General features: G+C 43.0%; 23 protein-coding genes. 19 read left to right on the top strand and 4 right to left on the bottom strand.

Annotated features, from left to right (window positions below; genetic code table 11):
• The first annotated feature begins 18 nt into the window (after window positions 1-18).
• The 16 genes from AC07M6_RS00490 (at window position 19) to AC07M6_RS00415 (ending at window position 15,870) form a co-directional block, all read left to right on the top strand.
• Window positions 19-870 (top strand): glycosyltransferase, encoded by an 852-nt coding sequence (locus AC07M6_RS00490; protein WP_494886666.1) that lies wholly within the window; start codon window positions 19-21, stop codon window positions 868-870.
• Window positions 863-1,840, top strand: a complete 978-nt coding sequence (locus tag AC07M6_RS00485) for a hypothetical protein (RefSeq protein ID WP_494886664.1) — start codon at window positions 863-865, stop codon at window positions 1,838-1,840. Before AC07M6_RS00490 ends, AC07M6_RS00485 begins: the two co-directional genes overlap by 8 nt.
• A 1-nt stretch (window position 1,841) precedes the next feature.
• Entirely contained in the window at window positions 1,842-2,762 is a 921-nt protein-coding gene (locus AC07M6_RS00480; protein ID WP_494886662.1) for a glycosyltransferase family 2 protein, read from the top strand.
• A gap of 97 nt (window positions 2,763-2,859) precedes the next feature.
• Window positions 2,860-3,756, top strand: coding sequence for a hypothetical protein (locus AC07M6_RS00475; RefSeq protein WP_494886661.1), 897 nt, complete (start codon window positions 2,860-2,862; stop codon window positions 3,754-3,756).
• Window positions 3,753-4,775, top strand: coding sequence for a glycosyltransferase family 4 protein (locus AC07M6_RS00470; RefSeq protein ID WP_494886659.1), 1,023 nt, complete (start codon window positions 3,753-3,755; stop codon window positions 4,773-4,775). Before AC07M6_RS00475 ends, AC07M6_RS00470 begins: the two co-directional genes overlap by 4 nt.
• The gene (locus AC07M6_RS00465; protein ID WP_494886657.1) at window positions 4,772-5,506 is read left to right on the top strand and encodes an FkbM family methyltransferase; all 735 of its coding nucleotides are present in this window, start codon (window positions 4,772-4,774) and stop codon (window positions 5,504-5,506) included. Before AC07M6_RS00470 ends, AC07M6_RS00465 begins: the two co-directional genes overlap by 4 nt.
• Window positions 5,496-6,737, top strand: coding sequence for a glycosyltransferase family protein (locus AC07M6_RS00460; RefSeq protein WP_494886656.1), 1,242 nt, complete (start codon window positions 5,496-5,498; stop codon window positions 6,735-6,737). The genes AC07M6_RS00465 and AC07M6_RS00460 overlap by 11 nt, the downstream gene beginning before the upstream one ends.
• The gene (locus AC07M6_RS00455) at window positions 6,730-8,040 is read left to right on the top strand and encodes a glycosyltransferase (protein ID WP_494886654.1); all 1,311 of its coding nucleotides are present in this window, start codon (window positions 6,730-6,732) and stop codon (window positions 8,038-8,040) included. The genes AC07M6_RS00460 and AC07M6_RS00455 overlap by 8 nt, the downstream gene beginning before the upstream one ends.
• A gap of 9 nt (window positions 8,041-8,049) precedes the next feature.
• Window positions 8,050-9,204: a glycosyltransferase family 4 protein gene (locus AC07M6_RS00450; RefSeq protein ID WP_494886653.1), complete on the top strand. Its 1,155-nt coding sequence runs from the start codon at window positions 8,050-8,052 to the stop codon at window positions 9,202-9,204.
• Window positions 9,205-9,221: 17 nt separating this feature from the next.
• Complete coding sequence (locus AC07M6_RS00445; RefSeq protein WP_494886651.1) at window positions 9,222-10,628, top strand: exosortase Y-associated Wzy-like protein; 1,407 nt, start codon at window positions 9,222-9,224, stop codon at window positions 10,626-10,628.
• A complete protein-coding gene (locus AC07M6_RS00440) occupies window positions 10,619-11,758 on the top strand; it encodes an XrtY-associated glycosyltransferase XYAG1 (protein WP_494887626.1) in 1,140 nt (379 codons plus the stop codon). The genes AC07M6_RS00445 and AC07M6_RS00440 overlap by 10 nt, the downstream gene beginning before the upstream one ends.
• The gene (locus AC07M6_RS00435) at window positions 11,751-12,371 is read left to right on the top strand and encodes a class I SAM-dependent methyltransferase (RefSeq protein ID WP_494886649.1); all 621 of its coding nucleotides are present in this window, start codon (window positions 11,751-11,753) and stop codon (window positions 12,369-12,371) included. Before AC07M6_RS00440 ends, AC07M6_RS00435 begins: the two co-directional genes overlap by 8 nt.
• Window positions 12,368-13,243, top strand: coding sequence for a glycosyltransferase family 2 protein (locus tag AC07M6_RS00430; protein ID WP_494886647.1), 876 nt, complete (start codon window positions 12,368-12,370; stop codon window positions 13,241-13,243). The genes AC07M6_RS00435 and AC07M6_RS00430 overlap by 4 nt, the downstream gene beginning before the upstream one ends.
• Window positions 13,221-13,781 (top strand): exosortase Y, encoded by a 561-nt coding sequence (gene xrtY / locus AC07M6_RS00425; protein WP_494886646.1) that lies wholly within the window; start codon window positions 13,221-13,223, stop codon window positions 13,779-13,781. Before AC07M6_RS00430 ends, xrtY begins: the two co-directional genes overlap by 23 nt.
• On the top strand, window positions 13,768-14,319 hold the full coding sequence (locus AC07M6_RS00420) for a WcaF family extracellular polysaccharide biosynthesis acetyltransferase (RefSeq protein WP_494886645.1): 552 nt from the start codon (window positions 13,768-13,770) through the stop codon (window positions 14,317-14,319). Before xrtY ends, AC07M6_RS00420 begins: the two co-directional genes overlap by 14 nt.
• A gap of 18 nt (window positions 14,320-14,337) precedes the next feature.
• On the top strand, window positions 14,338-15,870 hold the full coding sequence (locus AC07M6_RS00415) for a hypothetical protein (RefSeq protein ID WP_494886643.1): 1,533 nt from the start codon (window positions 14,338-14,340) through the stop codon (window positions 15,868-15,870).
• Between the two features lie 70 nt (window positions 15,871-15,940).
• On the opposite strand, the gene AC07M6_RS00410 is transcribed toward AC07M6_RS00415, so the two are convergent.
• A complete protein-coding gene (locus AC07M6_RS00410) occupies window positions 15,941-16,789 on the bottom strand; it encodes a ferritin-like domain-containing protein (protein ID WP_494886642.1) in 849 nt (282 codons plus the stop codon).
• Window positions 16,790-16,800: 11 nt separating this feature from the next.
• Window positions 16,801-17,490, bottom strand: coding sequence for a ferritin-like domain-containing protein (locus AC07M6_RS00405; protein WP_494886641.1), 690 nt, complete (start codon window positions 17,488-17,490; stop codon window positions 16,801-16,803).
• Between the two features lie 119 nt (window positions 17,491-17,609).
• Between AC07M6_RS00405 and scpB the strand changes: the two genes are divergently transcribed.
• From scpB to AC07M6_RS00390, 3 genes are all read left to right on the top strand, one after another.
• Window positions 17,610-18,170 carry an SMC-Scp complex subunit ScpB gene (gene scpB / locus AC07M6_RS00400; RefSeq protein ID WP_494886639.1) on the top strand — a complete coding sequence of 187 codons (561 nt, stop codon included), beginning with the start codon at window positions 17,610-17,612 and terminating at the stop codon, window positions 18,168-18,170.
• Window positions 18,171-18,289: 119 nt separating this feature from the next.
• Window positions 18,290-18,466 carry a hypothetical protein gene (locus tag AC07M6_RS00395; protein ID WP_494886637.1) on the top strand — a complete coding sequence of 59 codons (177 nt, stop codon included), beginning with the start codon at window positions 18,290-18,292 and terminating at the stop codon, window positions 18,464-18,466.
• A gap of 82 nt (window positions 18,467-18,548) precedes the next feature.
• Window positions 18,549-19,667, top strand: a complete 1,119-nt coding sequence (locus AC07M6_RS00390; protein ID WP_494886636.1) for a GNAT family N-acetyltransferase — start codon at window positions 18,549-18,551, stop codon at window positions 19,665-19,667.
• Window positions 19,668-19,757: 90 nt separating this feature from the next.
• Here the strand turns inward: AC07M6_RS00390 and AC07M6_RS00385 are convergent, their stop codons facing one another.
• Window positions 19,758-20,099 (bottom strand): helix-turn-helix domain-containing protein, encoded by a 342-nt coding sequence (locus tag AC07M6_RS00385; RefSeq protein ID WP_194106140.1) that lies wholly within the window; start codon window positions 20,097-20,099, stop codon window positions 19,758-19,760.
• A 71-nt stretch (window positions 20,100-20,170) separates the two neighbouring features.
• Window positions 20,171-21,544 (bottom strand): UDP-N-acetylmuramate--L-alanine ligase, encoded by a 1,374-nt coding sequence (locus AC07M6_RS00380; RefSeq protein ID WP_494886634.1) that lies wholly within the window; start codon window positions 21,542-21,544, stop codon window positions 20,171-20,173.
• Window positions 21,545-21,568: the final 24 nt, after the last annotated feature.

Raw genomic sequence — 21,568 nt, 5'->3', positions numbered from 1 at the left:
TTAAACGATTGCTACATTATGTCAACCCATAAGGCCGTTACTTTAGTCATTTTCACCTGCAAGGGGCGCGAACACCTGCTTCAAAAATCTTATGCTTCATTTAAAAAAGCCTGTAGTTTTGAATTCAGTAAAATAATACTGGCTATTGACGGGCAGATTGACCCGACCATTATCGTTCAGATAAACCCTGATGTTATTATCCAGCACACTGAAAGGCGCGGTTATGTAAACAGCATAGCCAAAGCCTTAAAGCTGATTGACACGCCCTATTTTTTTTGGCTGGAAGACGACTGGGCATTTCATCAGCAAGTAGATATAGCCCTGATGATGGACTACCTGGAAAACAATAAAAACTGGGCCGAAATACTATTAAGTCAGTATGGCCCGTTAAAGCCCGAATTTAAAACACAACCATTAGGCAACCATTTATACAAGGCGCCTTTCGGCTTTTCGGCCAATCCCTGCCTGTGCCATACACATCATATCCGCGAAGCGTTTAACTTGCTGGAAACATCACCCAAAGGTGATAAACTGGGCGAGGATGGTTTTGAAAACTTCCTGACGAAAACCTTTGAGGAAAAAAATATCACCTGTGCTATTCTCGACCCGGTTGACGGTTTAGGTATAACGCACGAAGGTTATCTGGAAAGTACCCCCCGCAATTGGCACATGACCAATTCTATGGAAGCAAAAACTAAAGCGCATTTATTAACCATACCGGTGCCCACCTTTGCGCGTAGGGTTTATATGATGGTTAAGCTTTTTGCAACGTTTTGCCGGCTGTCTGCAACCCAGTTAACCAGTAACAAGGTGTATGAATATTGTTTCCGCATCATTTCGTCTGCAAAAACCTTAAAAAAGGATGACTGAGCAGCGATACGTTTTAACTATAGCCACCGGCAAAAAGCTATACCTGGATATGGCGGTTAACCTGGCCCGTTCTTTTTTTTTATGGCACAAGGATAATAGCATCATTTTTCAGCTGGTTACAGATCAGCAACAGCATATTCCGGCTGACATCCTATCAAAAATTGAGGTTATTGATATCAAACCGGGCGCATTGGGCGAAGGGTTTTCGCCTAAACTGCATTTGGATAAACTGGCTGATAAAGGTCAAACCTTGTTTATTGATAGCGATTGCCTGATATATGGTAACCTCGGCTTTGTGTTTGAACAATTTAAGGGGCATGCCGTATCGGTAGCCGGTGCTTATATCTCAAAAGGCGAATGGTTTGGCAGTATCGAACACGTTTGCAAACAATTTAACATCCAGCATTTGCCAAAATTTAACGGCGGCATCTATTATTTAGAAAATGGCGAAGTTGCGGCTAAAGTATACCAAACCGCCCGTGAGTTAGAAAAGCGGTACGATGAAATAGGTTTTGTGCGATTGCGGAACCGGCCCAACGATGAAGTTTTAATGGCTTTAGCTATGGAGTTGAACGGCCAAAAACCTATTCCTGATGATGGCAGCATATTAGCCGAGTTTGTCAATTTCCAATCGGGCATAAAGTCTGATCTGTTAAACGGAATAGCCGAACTTTATAATCATCCTGAACACCCCTTATACCAATCCAACTGGCATTTAATCATTGCCAGGCCGGCGATAGTCCACTTTTTGGGCTATCATAACCAGGTGATGCCATACATTAAAGAAGCGAATCTGCTGAAGCATCTCTACGAGGGTAAACGATCAAAAAACACAGCGGCATTACTTACCTACTGGCAAGTCACTTTACCATTTAAAACCCTTGCTTATTTAAAAGGAAAATTAAGGCCGCTATACCGTTTACTGTTTGGTACCCGCGAAATAAAAAAATCGGAAAGGGTGGTTGACTGACATGGATGTAAGCATTATTATCGCCACCTATAACCGTTTATGGAGTTTGCCCAAAGCTGTAAATAGTTGCTTTGATACGGCATTAAACATCGAGGTAATAGTTGTTGACGATGGCAGTACCGATGGCACCTGGGAATGGCTTACAACGCAGGATAACGTGACGGGCATCCGTCAGGATAACCGGGGGAAAGATTGGGCGGTAAATAAAGGCTTCGAGGCTGCAAAAGGGAAATATATCCGCTTTTTAGATTCGGATGATTGGCTGCTGCCCAACTCAACCGATGAGTTATTTAGCGCGGCAGAGCACCATGAACTGGATATTACTTGTGCCGGGTACCAGGTTTTTAACGAGGATGAGACTTTCTTAAAAGAAATAACCTGGACGGTATGCGACGATTTTTTAGCCCAGCAGCTGGGTGAATGCGATTCATCGCACTATAGCGCCTACCTGTTTAAAAAAGACTTTATAAAAGATATCCCCCATCGCCAGGAATATGGTGCTTATGACGATCGTAAATTTATCATTGAAGCGGCCATACAGCAACCTAAAACAGGATATATAACCCATCCTGCTTTTGCGCACCGGGAACATAACAAGGGCCGGTTGCAGCAAAGCACGGGTTTGCAGGCAAGCGCCAACCATTTGGCCTTACTAAATATCTATAAAGAAAGCTTTGATGAATTAGCTAACAAAGGGGCGTTAACACAAAGGCATAAAAACGCGGCTTGCAACACCCTATGGCACCTGGCACACTGGATAGCTAAAACCGATATGGTTAAAGGCCGGGATACTTACAAATGGGTTTACCAACTAAATCCCGCTTTCCGGCCCACTGAAAACTTAACCATAGCGCGCTTATATCAAGCTATTGGCTTTGTAAACACCGAGAAACTATTACGATTACGGCGCGCATTTAAATAATATATCGATTAAAGCTTTAAACCTCTTTTACGAAGAACCCGATCCCGACCGCTGGCTGCCTTATGACCGTTATCCGCGTAAACTGATTAGACGGATAGTGCGAGGCAAAGCCAAACCCGGCGGAGTGATGATGGTGGCGCTTAACTTAATGAAGGGGCTGGATAGCCTGCATATCCCCTACCGGTTTAACGATTATAAATACATCAGTCAACATCCTGATGAAACGGCCTGCATTATTGGGAAACCTCACTTGCTGTTCAAAAAGAAATGGAAAAACCCTATTGTTTTTGGGGCCGGCATTTTCTCGCACCCATCTGATGAGCCAGATCTGTTAGCCCGTTGCCCAACTATCAAACGCATACTGGTCCCTGGTCCCTGGATGGTGGAGATGTTCAGGCCACTCTACGGCGATATGGTTTCGGCGTGGCCCACAGGTATTGATACCGAACAATGGTCGCCCGATGGTGAGCAAAAGGATAAGCCCTTCGATTTTTTGATATATGATAAGATCCGCTGGGAGCGGGATCAATATGTACCCAGCATACTGCAGCCTATCCTGGATATCTTATCCAAACATCAACTTAAATACACCGTGCTAAAATATGGCACATACGCCCCGGCCGATCTAAAAGCCGCGCTCGGTCAAGCGAAAGCTGCCATTTTTTTATGTGAGCACGAAACGCAGGGATTAGCCTATCAGCAAATACTGGCTACTGATACACCCATACTTGCCTGGGACCGCGGCGGGTACTGGCAGGACCCATCGTATTATCCCCGCATCCAATTTGGCCCGGTAAGCTCTGTTCCGTATTGGAGCGATGGCTGCGGACTTAAATTTGCATCCATACCAGATTTCGAGATGAAGCTAAACGAGTTTTTAAAGCTATATCAAACAGGAGTATTTAAACCGAGGGAGTATATCCTGGAAAACCTGACACTTGAAAAGTGCGCGGCCAATTATGTAAACATCGTGCAATCAACCCAACTTAAATGAGGATATTACTGATCATGGATCCCGGCATACCGGTACCGCCTCAGCTTTATGGCGGGCACGAACGTTTGGTATATCTTTTTGCAGAAGAGTATCAAAGACTGGGACATGAAGTAACGCTGCTTGCCGGGCCCGATTCCTATTGCAGCGGCAAAACAGTAACTTTTGGCATCAACTCGCTTGAGCGGTCTGGTTTACAAAAGCTTAAGGAAATGCTTTTTGTGTGGAAATATCTTTATCAGCGGCATTCGGATTTTGATCTCATCCACAATTTCGGGCGTTTGCTATATCTGCTGCCTGTTTTAAACAAAAGGGTTAACAAAATCATGACCTACGGGCGTAAAGTAACACCATCGGGGATAAAAAGGATAACCGCCCTTCCTCATCAAAACCTGATATTTACGGCCTGCAGCAATTATTGTGTAAGTACCGGTAACGTAGCCGGCAAGTGGGCAACCGTTTATAATACGATCGATTTTTCAAGCTATACCCTAAACCCTAAATTTGATGAGCACGCCCCCTTAATGTTTTTGGGTAGATTAGATAGCATAAAAGGCGTACATTTAGCCATACAAGCTGCTAAGGCAAGCCACCACCAATTAATTATTGCCGGCAATATCTCTCATACAGCCGATAATTTGCATTATTATAAAACAGAGGTAGAGCCGTATATTGATAACGAACAAATAAAATACGTAGGCGCGTTAAATGATACCGATAAGAACAGGTACCTGCGACAAGCCAAAGCCCTGCTATTCCCCATACAATGGGATGAACCATTTGGTATGGTAATGATAGAAGCCATGGCCTGCGGTACGCCCGTTATCGCCTTTAACCGCGGGTCGGTGCCCGAAGTGGTTAGGGATGGCGTTAATGGATATATCGTTAATAACCTGCAGGAAATGATAGCATCGGTAAACCGCATCAGCCAGATAGACAGGGCCGACTGCTGTAAATCGGCATACGATAATTATAACGTAACCCTGATTGCGAAAAACTACCTTAACCTGTTTAACCCATGAGTTTAAAGCTTAAAATAGGGCAACTGATCAGTTATATAATTGATAGCCTTACCCGTTTAAATATAAAATCTGTTTCGTTTTTACCCAACGGCAGATTGGTTGTGCTTGATTTAAAAAGGGCCGGGATTAACCTGCAAACTATTTTTGATGTAGGCGCCAATGTTGGGCAAACGGCAACTGCATTAAATAAGCATTTCCCTAAAGCCAGCATTTACTGTTTTGAACCAGTAGCTGATGTGTACCGGGAAATGGTAAAAAACACGGCAAAGCATCTGCAAATTACCTGTATCAACAAAGCTTTAGGCGGTGCAAAAGGCGAAAGTAAGATCTACAAATCGGCCAATTACAGCGGGATCTCTTCTATCAACGGACGGGGCGTTAAAGATTTTTCGCAGGAAGAGGTGATCTGTGTTGATACCGGTTTAAATATTTGCAAAGAATACCAGGTAACTGATATTGATATGCTGAAAATAGATACGGAAGGCTACGAGATAGAAGTACTGAAAGGCTTTGAGCCGATGCTGAAAAACCATATTAAAATGATCTATATTGAAGTTGGTTTCGATCCTGCTGACCCGTGCAAAACCTATATATCAGATCTGCTGACTTACTTGCGCGCTTACAATTTTATCCCCTCCAGTTTGTATGACTCGTATAGATTAGGGCGCGGTAAACTCAAGTTGAACCATAGCGATATGCTGCTGATCAATACCAACCTGATTGAGCTATAAAATACTGATCGTTTCATCCGGCCAGCCATCCTTAAACCCGCGTTTGGTGAAGGAGGCCGATACCCTTAGCGAATACGGCTATGCCGTTACGGTATTATATGCCTACTGGAATGCCTGGGGGACTGAACTGGATAAAGAACTGTTAAGCACTAAAAAATGGAATGCTATCCGGGTCGGTGGCGATCCTGTGCACCAGCCGGTTACCTATTTCATCAGCAGGCTTATTTATAAAGCCGCCAGGTTGTTTACCCAAAAAACCGGCTCCATGCTGTTTGCAGATATAGCTATCGCACGCAGCAGTTTTTTCCTCATCCGCGAAGCAAAAAAACATGATGCCGATCTGTATACCGGGCACAATTTGGGGGCACTGCCTGCTATAGTTAAGGCTGCAAAAAAACATAACAAATTATGCGCGTTTGATGCCGAAGATTTCCACCGGAACGAGGTTACTGATGATGCGGACAACATGCACGTAAAACTAACCACCTGTATTGAAGACCGCTATATTCCCCATCTGCAATACTTAACCGCAAGCAGTCCGCTGATCAGGGAAAAATACCAGCAGCTTTACCCGCAGATAACAACGGAAACCATCCTCAACACCTTTTCAAAAAATCAGGGTGTTAAGATCCCACAGGCTGGCACTGATGGTGCGGTCAGGCTCTTCTGGTTTTCACAAACTATTGGCAATAACCGCGGGCTGGAAGATGTAATTGGCGCTATGATCATATTAAAAGGGCTTCCGCTGGAACTGCACCTTTTAGGGCATCTGCCAAACGGTCCGCAAAAAGATCATCTGATGGGTTTGATAGCCATAGCCGGTGTGCACAAGCGTGTGTTTTTTTACGATCCGTTACCGCCTGATGAATTAGCGGCCTTTGCATCGCGGTTTGATATTGGTTTAGCTTTAGAACCCGGATTTTGCATCAATAATAACCTGGCCTTAAGCAATAAAATATTCACTTATTTGCAAGCCGGTTTAAGTGTTATAGCCAGTGATACACCGGCGCAATCACTGCTGTTAAGCGCGTATCCACAAATTGGCGCGCTATATAAAAAAGGTGACCATAAAGAGCTGGCACAAGTAATTAAACGCTGGCTAACGGACAGGCAATTATTAATCGCTTCAAAAAACGACGCTTACCAGATTGGACAAACTACCTTAAACTGGGAAAACGACGGCGGTAAATTGTTAAAACTGGTTAAAAATACATTAGGGTCAATTGAATAAAAAGCTGCTCATTATATCTCCTTATTTCCCGCCCTCAAACGCGGCGGATATGCAACGGGTACGAATGAGCTTGCCCTACTTTGCAACTTTTGGCTGGGACGCCGAAGTAGTTGTGGTTGATGAAAGATACGCGGATATAGTGAAGGACGACCTGCTGATGCAAAGCGTTCCCTCATCAATAAAAATCCATAAGGTAAAAGCGTTTAATAAAAAGCTGACTGCAAAATTTGGATTAGGCAGCATTGCCTTACGATCGTTATGGTATTACCGGCAAAAGGTTAACCGGCTGTTGAAAGACGATAAGTACGATTTGATCTACTTTTCGACCACGCAATTCCCGGTTTGTATTTTGGGGGCCTATTGGAAAAGGCGGTTTGGCATACCTTATGTGATAGATGTGCAGGACCCCTGGCATACCGATTATTATCGCGATAAGCCTAAAGATCAGCAGCCGCCTAAATACTGGTTCTCCTACCGTTTAAACAAATACCTGGAGCCTGTGGCCATCAAAAATGCGGATGGGCTGATCAGTGTATCTGCCGCTTATGTTGATGATCTGAAAGCACGTTATCCCGAGATAAAGGATCTGCCGGCAGCAACCATCACCTTCGGCGCTTTTGAGCCTGATATGGAAATTGCGGAGGAAAACATGGGCCAATTCCCCGGATTATTGGATCCAGACTTGGTTAACATCGTTTATATTGGCCGCGGCGGTGCAGATATGCATAAAGCTATAACGCCGGTATTTGAAGCAATACAAGCCGGCTTACAAAACGATCCACAATTATTTCAAAAGTTAAGGTTCTATTTTATTGGTACCAGTTATGCCCCGGCGGGTACCGGCATCTCTACTATTATGCCATTGGCTAAACAATACGGTGTTGAAGATCATATTGTGGAGATTACAGATAGGATAAGTTATTATCATACCCTAATTACCTTGCAAAAAGCCGATGCCCTGTTTATACCCGGCTCGGATAGCCCACAATACACGGCATCAAAAATTTATCCTTACCTACTAACAAAAAAACCTTTACTGGCTATCTTCCATCCGGATAGCAGTGCGGTAGAAATATTGAAAAGCTGTACCGAAAACGCCCATGTGCTAACGCTGGATGCCCCTCCTGATGAAATGGCTGATGCTTTAACCCCAATATTAGCCAATTGGGCTAATGGCCTGTTTAAACCCATTACACTCAACAGCCATATGGATAATTATACAGCTAAAAAACTAACCGGCCAACAGGCCGGATTATTTGACAAAGCCATCCAACATTTTGAAGCCGGACGTAGTAGTATTTAAACTTTGTAGTTGAAAAAACTTGTTATAATTACCACCCACCCCATACAGTATTACGCGCCGGTTTTTAAATTACTGAACCAGCGTAAGCGTATCGATATAAGGGTTTTTTATACCTGGGGCCAAACCTCCCTGCAAAAACACGACCCCGGTTTTGGCAAACAGGTGGAGTGGGATATCCCATTATTAGAGGGATATGATTATGAATGGGCAATAAATACATCACCGCGACCCGGCTCGCATCATAGCAAGGGCATTATCAATCCGGGATTAATTGCCCAGATAGGAGCTTACCAGCCCGATGCCATATTAATATTCGGCTGGAATTATCACAGCCATTTAAAGGCGATGCGGTATTTTAAAAACAAAGTGCCGGTGTATTTCAGGGGCGACTCTACCCTACTTGATGAGCAGGGAGGGTTAAAATCGTTACTGAAAACCATCTATCTGAAATGGGTTTACCGGCATATTGACCATGCTTTTTATGTCGGGACAAACAACAAGGCCTATTTTAAAAAATACGGTCTAAAGGATGAGCAGCTCAGCTTTGCCCCACATGCGGTTGATAACGAAAGGTTTGCAACATCCCGGCAGGTTGAAGTAACCGAACTGCGTAAAAACCTGGGCATCGGGATACAGGATACGGTAATTCTGTTTGCAGGTAAGTTTGAAGAGAAAAAAATGCCGCAACTGCTTTTAAACGCTTTTTTGCTGATCAATAACCAGGCGCTGCATCTGCTATTTGTTGGTAATGGCGTATTGGAAGATCAACTACGCAAACAAGCCGCTGGGCATGCCAATATTCATTTTTTAAATTTCCAAAACCAAAGCTATATGCCAGTAATATACCAGGCTTGCGATCTATTTTGCCTGCCCTCCAAAGGACCAGGCGAAACCTGGGGGCTGGCTGTTAACGAGGCAATGGCCTGTGGTAAGGCCGTGCTGGTATCTGATCAATGCGGCTGCGCTGTTGACCTGGTAACTAAAACCAACGGAATAATTTTCAAAAGCGGTGATATTGATGAAATAACATTAGGTTTAAAAAAGATAACAGCAAATACAACAGATCTAAAAGCAATGGGCAGGCAGTCGGCTTTGCTGATAAAAGAATGGGATTTTGAACATATTGCAGCCGCGATTGAAAACAAACTATTAAATGAAATTTGATTTAACCCGCCATATTTATGCCTAAGCAGGTTTCGTACGAGCGGCTTATTGCATTATACATCCCGTGGGCGCTGGCCTTGCTGTTCAAAAACGATCCGGTGTTATCTTACTACATCGCCTGGCTGGGTTCGTTTTTCATATTTTCAATAACATTAACAGGCTGGGTTAAGCCCCTGCCGGGCGATCTTTCGTTTGGCGAACAGCTCATGCGGCCCATCATTTTAGTGCAGATCATTTTTGCAGGATATATGTGCTGCACATCTATATTTTACTTTTATAATGTATTAGGGTATGATAACTTCGAGAAAATAAGCTCGTACTTTATTATTGATAAGGATAAACTTTTAATCACCGCCCAGTGCCAGCGGTTTTATTGCCTGGGGCATGCCGCCTTTGTTTCGGGGATCCTTGTATTTATGAAATACCCCGAAAAGCCAAAATTTGTATTTGAAAAGGAGCGCGCCGCGAGTTTGCTGTTTTATACGGCTATCATCAGCTTTCCGGCGTACTTTATTTTTAACAGGGTTCCCGGCCTTTCGCAGTTCTCTAATCAGTTTAGTACGTTAAGTTTCATAGCCGGTACACTGGCACTTGCTTTTGCCATACCCGAAAAAAAACCATGGAATATAATTATCTGTTTGTTGTTATACTTCTCTAATTTTTATACCGCACTGGTATCCGGTTTTAAAGAACCTATCATTATCAGCGTAATGGTATTAGGGATATTTTTATATCCTAATTATAAAAAAGTAGTATTAGCTACCTTTATTCCCCTGCTGCTTATTTTGTTCCTTTTACTACCTACTTATGCGCGTATTTTCAGAGAAAACGCCTGGAGCGGAGAAACTTCACAGGACGATGCCACACAACTCGCTTTAGATGCCGCGTTAAACAGCGATGACAGTATTGAAGATACGAACTGGAACTTTCTGGTATTCCGTTTAAGTGAGATAGATATGTTTACCAATTTCGTGGAATCTACGCCGGTCAAAATTGATTATTATGGTTTTGATTTAGTCAGGCAATCGGCTATTGTGGTGATACCGCGCATTTTGTGGCCCGGTAAACCCAGTACCGAGGAATTAGTGATGGAACGGGTATACAACGCGGGTGTTATCCGTCGCGGATCAAAAGTTTCGGCAAAGCCGGCCTATATTGTTGATGCTTATCTATCGTACGGGCAGTTGGGCGTATTTTTGGCGCTGTTTATATATGGTGCAGCAGCCCAGCTAATCTCGCAAAAAGCCGAAGAATTATTTGGCGGTTACCTGCTTGGATCGGCGCTGATCTTTTCGGGCTTGTTTCAAATATTTTGGCGGGGCCTTAGTTTTGAATTTATCCTTAATGCTGTCTTTTGGAGTTATATCACCATGATTATGATCCATAAATTTTTAAGAGCTAAAAACATACTGCAATCAGCCTGAAAATTTTACAGATAAATGCCTCTTATAAACCGGCTTATATTTATGGCGGCCCCACCATGTCGGTTTCAAAACTGAGCGAGCAATTAATTGCTGCAGGGTGTATGGTGCAGGTGTTTACCACCACCGCCAACGGACAAACTGAATTACCGGCCTTTCAGCATTTTCCTGTTGAAGTTGACGATGTACCTGTTTATTATTTTAACCGGATCACAAAAGATCATAGCCATTTTTCGCCGCGGCTATTGGCGGCGGTATGGAAACAGGCAAAAAACTTCGATGTGGTACATATCCACGCCTGGTGGAACCTGGTTTCGGTACTTTCCTGTTTTATAGCGTTACTACGTGGTGTCCCGGTTGTGGTATCGCCCCGCGGTACGCTAAGCCCTTATTCTTTCCATAATAAGAACGCGTTCATTAAAAAATGCATTCATCATTTATTAGGGAAACCATTGTTAAACCGGTGCAGCATCCATGCCACTTCATCATACGAAAAAGCTGCGCTTCAACGACTCATCAGTCCGGTGCAGTTATTCACGCTCCCTAATTTCATTGAACTACCGGATACCGCCCCAATAAAACCGGATGACTTTACAGGTACCCTAAAGCTGTTGTTTTTTTCGCGGATAGAAGAAAAAAAAGGCCTCGATATTTTACTGAATGCGTTGGTTAATGTTACCATCCCCTATCATTTAACCATTGCAGGCAGTGGCGAAACTGGCTACACCGACAGCTTAAAACTACTTGTCCAACAAAACAATATCGCTGATCATATCAGCTGGATAGGCTTTCAAAATGAAAACAAATTTGCGGTGCTGGCCAATCATCACCTGTTAATACTACCTTCGTACGATGAGAATTTTGGCAACGTAGTGATCGAAAGCCTGCACGTAGGTACTGCCGTGTTAATAAGCGGGCAGGTTGGCCTGGCAGCTTATGTACAGGAAAACAATTTAGGGTGGATCTGCCAAACCGATGCCGGTTCGGTTGCCGGGGCCATCAATAGCATCGATCGGGAACGTTTAAAAATGATCGCGAAAACAGGCCCGGCCATTATAGAGAATGATTTTAACGAAAAGCGCTTAGTTAAAAAGTATACAGATATGTATCAACAAATTATACAAAATGGCTGAATACCAGGATTACGGTTATAACGATGCCGGCGCTACCCATGTTTTTGGATATTTACAGCAACCATTGCTTTCGCTACTTGATAAAAATGCGAATCGCTGTATACTTGACCTGGGCTGCGGCAACGGTTATTTGGTAAATTACCTCATATCCCAGGGCTTTAATGCGTACGGTACCGATGCATCTGCACAGGGTATCGGTATAGCGCGTAAAACCAATCCCGACAGGTTCTTTTTACAGGATCTTTCAACCGGACAATTACCGGCGGAACTACAGCATTTAAAGTTCGACACTATTATATCAACTGAAGTAATTGAACATTTATATAATCCCGAAGCATTTATAAACCTGTGTAAGGATGCCTTAACGGCAAAAGGCGAGATCATTATTTCTACACCATATCATGGTTATTTAAAAAACCTGATGCTCGCCTTGTTTAATAAATGGGATACACATGCTAACCCCTTATGGTTGGGCGGGCATATTAAATTATGGTCGGCAGCTACCCTGGGCCGGCTGTTAACCAATGCTGGTTTTGAGGTCACTGCCTTCCGTGGCTGCGGCCGGGTCCCTTATTTTTGGAAATCAATGATCATTAAAGCCCGTTTAATTTGAACGCTGCTTACTCTTTTATCATACTAACTTATAACGAAGAGTTGCACCTGCCGGGATTACTGGCTTCGGTTACCGGCCTGCATGCCCCCATTTTTATTTTAGATAGCGGCAGTACCGACCGTACCGTAGAGATAGGCAAAAGTTACGGCGCCATGGTTTATCAGCATGCTTTTGAAAACCATCCTAAACAATGGGACTTTGCATTAAAGAGTTTTCCGGTTACCACCCCATGGGTAATTTGTCTGGATGCCGACCATACGGTTACGCCCGAATTAAAAGAACTCTTGCTTAATTTTGATCCGGAAAGTTATGCCGGTATTGATGGGATCTATTTTAACCGCAAATATATATTTAAGGGAAAGTGGATAAAGCATGGAGGCTATTTCCCATTTTACCTGCTTAAAATGTTTAGGTATGGCGTGGGATATTCTGACCTGAATGAGAATATGGACCATCGTTTTATTGTGCCGGGCAAAACAACGATTTGGAAAAAGGGCTGGATCATTGAAGAAAACCTGAAAGAGAATAACATTGGTTTTTGGATAGAAAAACACAACCGCTACAGCGATCTGTTAGCGCAGGAAGAGGTGGAAAGAATAAAAAAAACAAGGGATCAAACAGTAACACCTGATTTTTGGGGTTCGCCGGATGAGCGCACCGCCTGGCTGAAACGCTTGTGGTGGAAAATGCCGCTGTTTATCAGGCCCTTCCTGTATTTTACACATCGCCTTATTTTTAAATTAGGTTTTTTAGATGGGCGTACGGGTATCATGTTCCATTTTATGCAGGCCTTTTGGTTCAGGATGGTGGTGGATATTAAAATTGATGAATTATTAAAACGAGAGCGTAATGATACAGGCTCAAAAAAATAACGGACCGGCCAGGTTTATCGTTACGTTTATCGTACTGTTCCTGGTATTTTATTATTTTAATATCCTGTTTTTTGGGCTTACGTCGCCAGGGGGGCATTATAATGCTTTCCTTGCCCGTTATTTTAATTATATTGATGGTATCCGCTGGCTCCTCATTAAATCTACAGTAGCCGTGCTTAAATGCTTTGGCTATACGGTTATTAGCAATAAGTACCAGATATTGGTTGCAGGCCGCGGCCTGTTACAGGTAGTTTATACTTGCCTGGGTATAGGTGTTATCAGCTTTTTTTCAGCCTTTGTAATCGCTTATCCCAAACAGCTGAAGACCAAGATCATTTTTTTAATAAGCGGTATAATTGGCATACAGGTATTAAATGTAATGCGCCTGGTGCTATTGGCTTTATTTTGGGACAGGCGTAAAAACCAAATAGTAGATCATCACACGGTATTTAATCTATTTATTTACATCGTAATTATGGTAAGCTTATACTTTTGGATCAAATCCAAAAAAACAGATAAAACCCATGAAGTCAACTGATCTGTCCTTATACCAAAATACGGCCTACAATCCGGGCGGTAACGGGTTAAAACGTTTTTTATGGTTCTATGTAAATGCCGTTATCTTTAAAACCAGCCTGGTTCCCATCAGCGCGGTTAAGCGGTCGCTTTTGCGTTTATTTGGCGCAAATATTGCTGAGAGAGTAGTGATAAAACCCTGTGTTAATATCAAATATCCCTGGAATTTAAGCATTGGGCAACACACCTGGATAGGTGAAAATGTTTGGATTGATAGTTTAGTACAAATAAGCATCGGCGCCAATGCCTGCCTCTCGCACGGGGCAACTATACTAACCGGCAGCCATAATTATAAAAAACAGGCTTTCGATTTAATAACCAATCCGGTTGTGATAGCCGATGGCGTATGGATAGGTGCCGGGGCAATTGTTAACCAGGGCGTTACAGCGGCATCGCACAGTGTGCTGACGGCTGGGTCGGTTGCCAATAAAAACCTGGACGAATATGCCGTATACCAGGGTAACCCGGCCGTGAAGATCCGTGTGCGCCAAATAGATTAATAACATTATTTTTAATTAATGCCATCAGATAACCTGCTTACCAAATATATATTAGCCTTTACGGGTTTAGTTACACTAATAATAAGCGTATTGGTTTTCATACACCCGCCGGCCATATTTCCCGACCCGGGCTGGGGCTTCCATGTTATGCGCAGTATGCAAATGGGCGCTCCCTTCAACACCCTGGCAAACCCCGATACCGAGGATATCTCCAAAAATACGTTTAGATTTTTATCCTGGTGGTCGCCCGGACAGTACCTGGCCCCTTACATTTTTGTCGCTTTGTTTAAATTGAATTTGGGGCAGTCAACCGCATTGATAGCCGGTATTGGTTCATTTATTGGCTTAGCCGGGTTTTATACCTTTTTCAAAAAGATTGGTTTCACTTCCCTCATATCGGCTATCAGCATTGCTTTTATTGCCAGTCAGCAAGCTTATTTTATTCCGTTTGTTTTTTACAATGGTGGTGAGATATTGCTGTTCGCTTTTTCGGGATGGTTCTTGTATGGCTGCGCCTGCTTTAAAAAAGCCGATTGGCTGTTAATCGTTTTTATACTATTATCCGGCCTGGTTGGATTTTTCTGCAAATCATCCTTCCTATGGATCTACCTTTCAGGCGCATTATTCCTTTGGATCAGGTTATCAAACGGAAAAAAGTTGCTCAACTGGCTAATTAACGGGTTTACTATTGGCGTACCTGCTATCCTGTCGTTAGCCATTATTCAGTTTGCCTATCTTTCCAAAGGCGATAATCCCGCATCCGATTCGCTCGGCATAAAACTAACCTGGGAAAGCTCCAGCTTTCCTTTAGCCTCGCCCTTATTAGCCGGTTTTTCAATTGACGACCTGACCGGTGGCATAATCAATCGTCCCATTATCATATTGGTATTACTGGCCTTGCTTAGTCTGGCGCTGGTGGTTTATATCTGCAAAACCAACCCCAACAAAAATTACGTTTTATTGATCTGCATTTTTTATACCGTAGCGGTAGTATTTTACGGCATCAACTTTTTAAGGCAAGCCAATATATCGTATGAGGCCCGGCACATGCGCCTGATCGGGCTCATCATTACACCCGGCATCATCTTTTTACTGAGCAGGATAAAGCCGCAATACCGGATGGTTTTGATGCTGGTATGGGTATTTATTTTATATAAAAACTACCGTTTTATCCATGCCGAATACAACAAAAACATACATGAGGCAGCCCATGGCGCAACGGGCCTGGCGCAGATATTTATTGATCAGCCTACGCTGAATTATGTAACCCGGCTGGATGATCAGCAACGTAACGCCATATTTGTATTTATTAGCAATGATATTGGCTTAGAGATTAAGCATAACCGCATTATTACCTTCAACCCTTTGGATGATGACCTGGTTGCCGAGAACCTGTATACCTATAAAGGCCATGCAGGGCCGGTTTATATGGTGCTTCCAGTTACTTTTAAAGGTGCAAAGGCCGGGGTGTATATGAAGAGTTTCCCGGGTTATCACAACTTTACAGTTCAGCAAACCAGTAAGGATTACCTCATCTATTCGGCACAATAAGCGCTCATTATTTCAAAAGAAAAGCGTCTCTGAAATCAGGGACGCTTTTCTTTTGATGAGCTATTTACACTTAAGATACGTGGAATGGGGCAACTAAAGCTAATACCTGGGCCATGGTCAATGGCTCGTCAAAAGCCTCGGTAGCGGCTGATAAAGATATGGTTGACCCAACTGTAGCTCCGGCTAATTTTGTAATATCAACTGTAGCCTGTACCGATACGTTTTCGCCGGTGTAATTACCATCCACAGCGCCAATACCCGTGTCGTTTGCACCGGTGATCCACGGCTTGGTAGCGCCCGCACCCGCCATAGTAGTACGGCGCAGGTAACGGATAGCCGAAGCGTGACGGGCTTCGACCGAGTGGATATTCAGCGCTGCTGTAAGATACGTCTCATTTTTCAGTAAAACGCCCGACTGCCCTTTATAGGCACGCACACCGGTATCTTCTAATACCTGGGCCACAGCCAAAAATGTAGGGTAGTTGGTAAACACTGTACCAAAGGCACCGCCAGCTGTAAAATCGTAAGCGCTGTCGGCAGGTTTAGTAACCGCGTTGATGCCCAGGGCTGTTTGCAAAAAATTAACATGTGCTAATTCGTGCGCGGCTATAGGCGCTAAAATGTTGGTACGGTCGGCAGCGGGGATAGTTAACCCTGTAGCAGCTAAACCACTGCGATAAAACGCAGCTTCGAAATATTCCAGTTTTAAAGCGAAGTTAAGCGTGGCCAACACGGCCGATGATGGCGTTTGGCCATAAGCCTTTTTAAGCAAAGCGCTTAATGCAAAAGGCAATGCGGCTACCGCTACTTTAGTACCAAAGCCGGTCATGTTTTTTATCGCATCGCGGCGCGGACTGATCCTGTCCTGAAACTCGGGATCAGCTTTTTCAATTTCTTCAATAATTCCTGATAAATTCATGGCGGTGTTGATTAAGGGATGTAGTTAAATGAAGATGCACTTACTTTAGTTTTCAGATAGGCATTAGCTATCCGCAATACCTGCGCAACAGATTGCGCCTTATCCATGGCATTGGTATCCAGTACCGTATTATCGGCAAAGCTGCCATAATTAACCAGGTTACGGATATAGGCCGCGTGCCGCGCCTCAACCGAAACAATTTTACCGGCCAGCAATAAATAATCGGCATTTTGTATCAGGTAGCCTGCACCGTTATAGGCGGTAACCCCGGTATCCTCAAAAGCCTGTGCTGCGGCAAGCACTTTGGTACGGCTGCTAAAATCAATCGTACTAAAATCAACCGAAAGGCTGGTAATGGCGTTTGCACCAAGTGCTGTTTTAAAAAACTCGCGGTGGGCCACTTCATGGTCCCTGATATCGGTTAACAGGGCTGTCTCGTCCGTTGTTATGCCGTTGTAGGGCGTTAAGGCAACCTGCAGGTAAAACGCTGCTTCCAGTTGCTCAAGCGCATAAGCATAGTTTAAAATACCAATATCGCCCGATCCGATATCGATGGTATTAAAAGTTTCATCGTTGCTGTGTTTACGGCATGATGCAACGGCCAGTACGCCTGTTGCCGCTACTGCCCCTGCACCCGCATAACGCAAAAACGACCGGCGGGCCATATTTACATCAGTTCCTTTATCAAATAATGTTTTCATAGCGTAATGTTTATCGTTTGCTATATTTACCGTAAAAACAACAAAGATGGTTTTCGTAAAAGGAAACTATCTTAACACTTAGGGGAATAGAGCAAAAGGCTATATCGTTAAAGTAAAAAATGGATCAGATTGAACAACATATTGAAGCCCTGATCTTTGCTTCAGAGCAAAGTATCCGCACCGAGGAAATCATGTATTGCCTGCAGGCAACGTTTGAACAGGATTTTACAGAACAGGAGATCAACGCGCACCTTGATCGTATTAAAATAAAATACCAGGCCCCGGTTTTGGCAATTGAATTGGTTAAGATAGGTAATGGTTATCTTTTTTTAACAAAAAAAGAATATCACCCGGTTATTAACCAATTGCAGTTACAGCTATCAAAAAAGAAACTGAGCCAGGCAGCTATAGAAACATTGGCCATTATTGCTTACAAACAGCCGGTAACTAAACTGGATGTAGAACAAATACGCGGGGTAAACAGCGAATATTCGATCCAAAAACTGCTGGAAAAAGAATTGATTGTGATAGCAGGCAAGGCCGAAACGGTAGGAAAACCATTAATATATGCTACCAGTCCGCTTTTTATGGATTACTTTGGCATTAACAATATAGCTGAATTACCTCAAATTAAGGACTTTATCGACACCGCCGTTAGCATAGGCGAACAGCAGGAATAAATTTTAATATTTTTTTGCCGAAAACGGTTTTTAATTATTTTTGAAATACAATATTTACACTTGTTCAAAAAAAAGATTTGTACTAAATTTATCTTGATAAGATTTTAAAGATAACGCTTATGGAAACGCCCAAAAAACCCTTGAAGAAAGCCGCGTCGGATAATGATGACCTGGACGATGATGATGATATCACCCCGGCAAAGAAAAAATTCGATGATGATGAAGACGATTACGATGCGCCTTTGGACGACATGGAAATTGATGACCTGGACGATTTTGATGACGACGATTATTAATTGCTGATATATGATTGCAAAAAAGCATCCCGTTTAAATCGCAGGATGCTTTTTTTATAATTGTACTTTTTAAGCCATCAGCATGACCGTTATTGAAGTTAAGGACAGATCAACAAGAAAAATATTTTTGGATGTTGCCCGCTTTGTTTACAAAAACGATGAGATTTGGGTATGCCCGCTTGATGTGGAGGTTGAAGCGGTGTTTGATCCGGCTAAAAATAACTTCCATCAGCATGGCAAATGTATCCGCTGGATACTACTTGATGAGCAGCAGCAAGCTGTTGGGCGCATTGCTGCCTTTATTAATCAGGATAAAGCTTACCATTACGAACAGCCTACCGGCGGCATTGGTTTTTTTGAATGTATTGATAACAAGGATTATGCTTTCCTGCTGTTTGATACCGCTAAAAACTGGCTGATACAGCAGGGCATGAAGGCCATGGACGGGCCCATTAACTTTGGCGAGAACGATAGCTTTTGGGGCCTCCTGGTTGAAGGGTTTACCCAGCCATCCTACGGCATGACCTATAACCCACCCTATTACCAGGCATTTTTTGAGGCTTACGGCTTTAAAACATTATATCAGCAGATCACTAATCACCTGGCGGTTTACAAGCCTTTTCCCGAACGTTTTACCAAAATAGCCAACTGGGTTGCGCAAAAACCGGGATATAGTTTTAAACATTTAAAGGTAAGGGAGATAGATCAGTTTGCGCATGATTTTATGGAGATCTATAACGATGCCTGGAAAGATTTTGAAAACTTTGTGCCGATAGAAAAGGCCACCATACTGGAAAGCTTTAATAAAATGAAGACCATTATGGACCCTAAGCTGATATGGTTTGCTTATGTAAACAACGAACCTGCATCGTTTGTAATTATACTGCCCGATGCCAACCAAATGATAAAACCATTAAACGGTAAGCTGGACCTGTTAGGAAAACTCAAGTTTTTATACAACAAATGGAAAGGCGTAACCCGCATGCGGGCCATTGTAATGGGTACAAAACAAAAGTATCAAAAACATGGGTTGGAATCGGCCATGTTTATTAAACTGAAGGAATATGTATTGCCGCTTAACCAATACCAGGAACTGGAACTATCGTGGGTGGGCGATTTTAATGATAAAATGCTGGCCATACATGAAGCCACAGGCGCAACCTTTGGTAAAAAACATTTAACCATGCGCTGTGTATTTTAGGAATAAGGATAGTGAAATAGCATTAACCACAAAGTCCGCAAAGTTTTTACTTTAGTGGCCTTTGTGGTTAAATAAAAAGCGATATAGCTGTTATGCGGTAACCTTGTTGTGGCGAAGTTCTTCAAATAATTCGATCACTTTCTTTTGCAGATCGATCACTTCAGTTTCGCGGTCCATCAGTTTCTTGTTAACTGTCTCCAGTTCGTTCTGAAACTTTTGGTCCTGCTCTGTTTCATTAAATGTAAGCAACTGTACTACAGTCATTTCAAATAATGTTGATATCTGTTCAAGCCGGGATAAATTAATATCAGTTATACCCGTCTCTATCTTAGAGAAAGCCGGGATAGAGATATCTAAACGCTTTGCAACATCCTCCTGGCTCCATCCTTTTTGATGACGTAGTAATCTGATTTTTTTTCCGAGGGTTTTCATAATTAATTAAGGATAAAGGTTTCTCAATAGTTAATAAAGTTACAATTAAATTTTAATATTCAAAAATTTAATTAATTCATAGAATTTTTTATTATTTTATTAGCTAATGCTGATAAATCTATCCCTCCAAAATTCCCCGAACTCATTAACAGCAGGTTTTTTCCGCTCATTTGTAATCCTTCCAGGTGGGTTTTAATCGCTTCCGGGTCGTTAAAAAACAGTAAATTATCCTTTGCAAATGCATCTTTTACCACCGATGCATCGTAAGGTTCCATCTTTTTTTGTTCAAATGTTTTACGGTCTATAAAAACAATAGCCTCGCTGGCACTGTCAAGCGTACCTGCATATTCTTTTAAAAAATCTTTGTTTAAACTGCTAAAAGTATGTAATTCCATACAAGCTACTAATCCCCTATCAGGGAATTGCGTTTTTACCGCCTGTATAGTTGCCCGTAGTTTAGACGGCGAATGGGCAAAATCTTTATAAATATTAGTGCTATCGTTCTTTGCCAATAGTTCCAGCCGGCGGGCGGCCCCTTTAAATGTGGTAATAGCCTGATAAAACCCGGCGCTATCAATACCCAACTGCTGGCAAACCAGCCTGGCGGCTTCCATATTCAGCAAGTTATGATCGCCAAATACTTCCAGCGGATAGCTTTTACCGGCGGTTATAACGGCGGTTATACCATTTGATATTTGGTATGATGGCAAAGCATAAGGTATTTTATCAATCCTTGCAGAATTGTCTTCCGCTACTGCCTGATTTAGCACCTCGTCGGTTTTGCTATAGATAAGTTTGCCCCCCGGCTGTATGGTTTTAATAAACAGCCTGAACTGCTCGATATAACTATCAAAGGTTGGGAATACATTAATATGATCCCAGGCTATGCCGCTGATGACTGCAATATTAGCTTTATATAAATGAAACTTCGGCCGCCTGTCAATCGGCGAAGCCAGGTACTCGTCGCCCTCTATTACAATTACAGGGGCGCTATCGGTTAGTTTTACCATGGTTTCAAAACCGGCCAGCTGCGCGCCAACCAGGTAATCAAAATCCATCCCCGCGTGCTGCAATACATGCAGTATCATACTGGTGATGGTGGTTTTGCCGTGGCTGCCGCCAATAACTACCCGTAATTTATCTTTCGACTGTTCGTAAATATATTCGGGGTACGAGTAGATCTTAAGGCCCAGTTCCTGCGCTTTCAATAGTTCTGGATTATCTATACGGGCATGCATACCTAAAATAACAGCATCCAGATCGGCAGTGATTTTTTCGGGGTACCAGCCATCCTGCTGCGGCAGGATACCATACCTGGCTAACCTTGTGCGCGATGGTTCAAAAAGTACATCGTCTGATCCGCTTACCTTAAAACCTTTATTGTGTAAAGCAATGGCCAGGTTGTGCATCGCGCTGCCACCTATGGCTATAAAATGTACTTTCATTAAGTGTAGCAGTTGTGGAAATTA

The sequence above is a fragment of the Mucilaginibacter sp. GW821-FHT07H05 genome (assembly GCF_059418485.1).
Note: the sequence above shows the minus strand (reverse complement) of the source record. Positions and strands in the feature narration are given on the sequence as shown.

Excerpts from the sequence above, each read along its gene's own strand:
- AC07M6_RS00490 (WP_494886666.1), top strand. The coding sequence starts at position 19 with ATGTCAACCCATAAGGCCGTTACTTTAGTCATTTTCACCTGCAAGGGG.
- AC07M6_RS00485 (WP_494886664.1), top strand. The coding sequence starts at position 863 with ATGACTGAGCAGCGATACGTTTTAACTATAGCCACCGGCAAAAAGCTA.
- AC07M6_RS00480 (WP_494886662.1), top strand. The coding sequence starts at position 1,842 with ATGGATGTAAGCATTATTATCGCCACCTATAACCGTTTATGGAGTTTG.
- AC07M6_RS00470 (WP_494886659.1), top strand. The coding sequence starts at position 3,753 with ATGAGGATATTACTGATCATGGATCCCGGCATACCGGTACCGCCTCAG.
- AC07M6_RS00465 (WP_494886657.1), top strand. The coding sequence starts at position 4,772 with ATGAGTTTAAAGCTTAAAATAGGGCAACTGATCAGTTATATAATTGAT.
- AC07M6_RS00445 (WP_494886651.1), top strand. The coding sequence starts at position 9,222 with ATGCCTAAGCAGGTTTCGTACGAGCGGCTTATTGCATTATACATCCCG.
- AC07M6_RS00435 (WP_494886649.1), top strand. The coding sequence starts at position 11,751 with ATGGCTGAATACCAGGATTACGGTTATAACGATGCCGGCGCTACCCAT.
- xrtY (WP_494886646.1), top strand. The coding sequence starts at position 13,221 with ATGATACAGGCTCAAAAAAATAACGGACCGGCCAGGTTTATCGTTACG.
- AC07M6_RS00420 (WP_494886645.1), top strand. The coding sequence starts at position 13,768 with ATGAAGTCAACTGATCTGTCCTTATACCAAAATACGGCCTACAATCCG.
- AC07M6_RS00415 (WP_494886643.1), top strand. The coding sequence starts at position 14,338 with ATGCCATCAGATAACCTGCTTACCAAATATATATTAGCCTTTACGGGT.
- AC07M6_RS00410 (WP_494886642.1), bottom strand. The coding sequence starts at position 16,789 with ATGAATTTATCAGGAATTATTGAAGAAATTGAAAAAGCTGATCCCGAG.
- AC07M6_RS00405 (WP_494886641.1), bottom strand. The coding sequence starts at position 17,490 with ATGAAAACATTATTTGATAAAGGAACTGATGTAAATATGGCCCGCCGG.
- scpB (WP_494886639.1), top strand. The coding sequence starts at position 17,610 with ATGGATCAGATTGAACAACATATTGAAGCCCTGATCTTTGCTTCAGAG.
- AC07M6_RS00395 (WP_494886637.1), top strand. The coding sequence starts at position 18,290 with ATGGAAACGCCCAAAAAACCCTTGAAGAAAGCCGCGTCGGATAATGAT.
- AC07M6_RS00390 (WP_494886636.1), top strand. The coding sequence starts at position 18,549 with ATGACCGTTATTGAAGTTAAGGACAGATCAACAAGAAAAATATTTTTG.
- AC07M6_RS00385 (WP_194106140.1), bottom strand. The coding sequence starts at position 20,099 with ATGAAAACCCTCGGAAAAAAAATCAGATTACTACGTCATCAAAAAGGA.
- AC07M6_RS00380 (WP_494886634.1), bottom strand. The coding sequence starts at position 21,544 with ATGAAAGTACATTTTATAGCCATAGGTGGCAGCGCGATGCACAACCTG.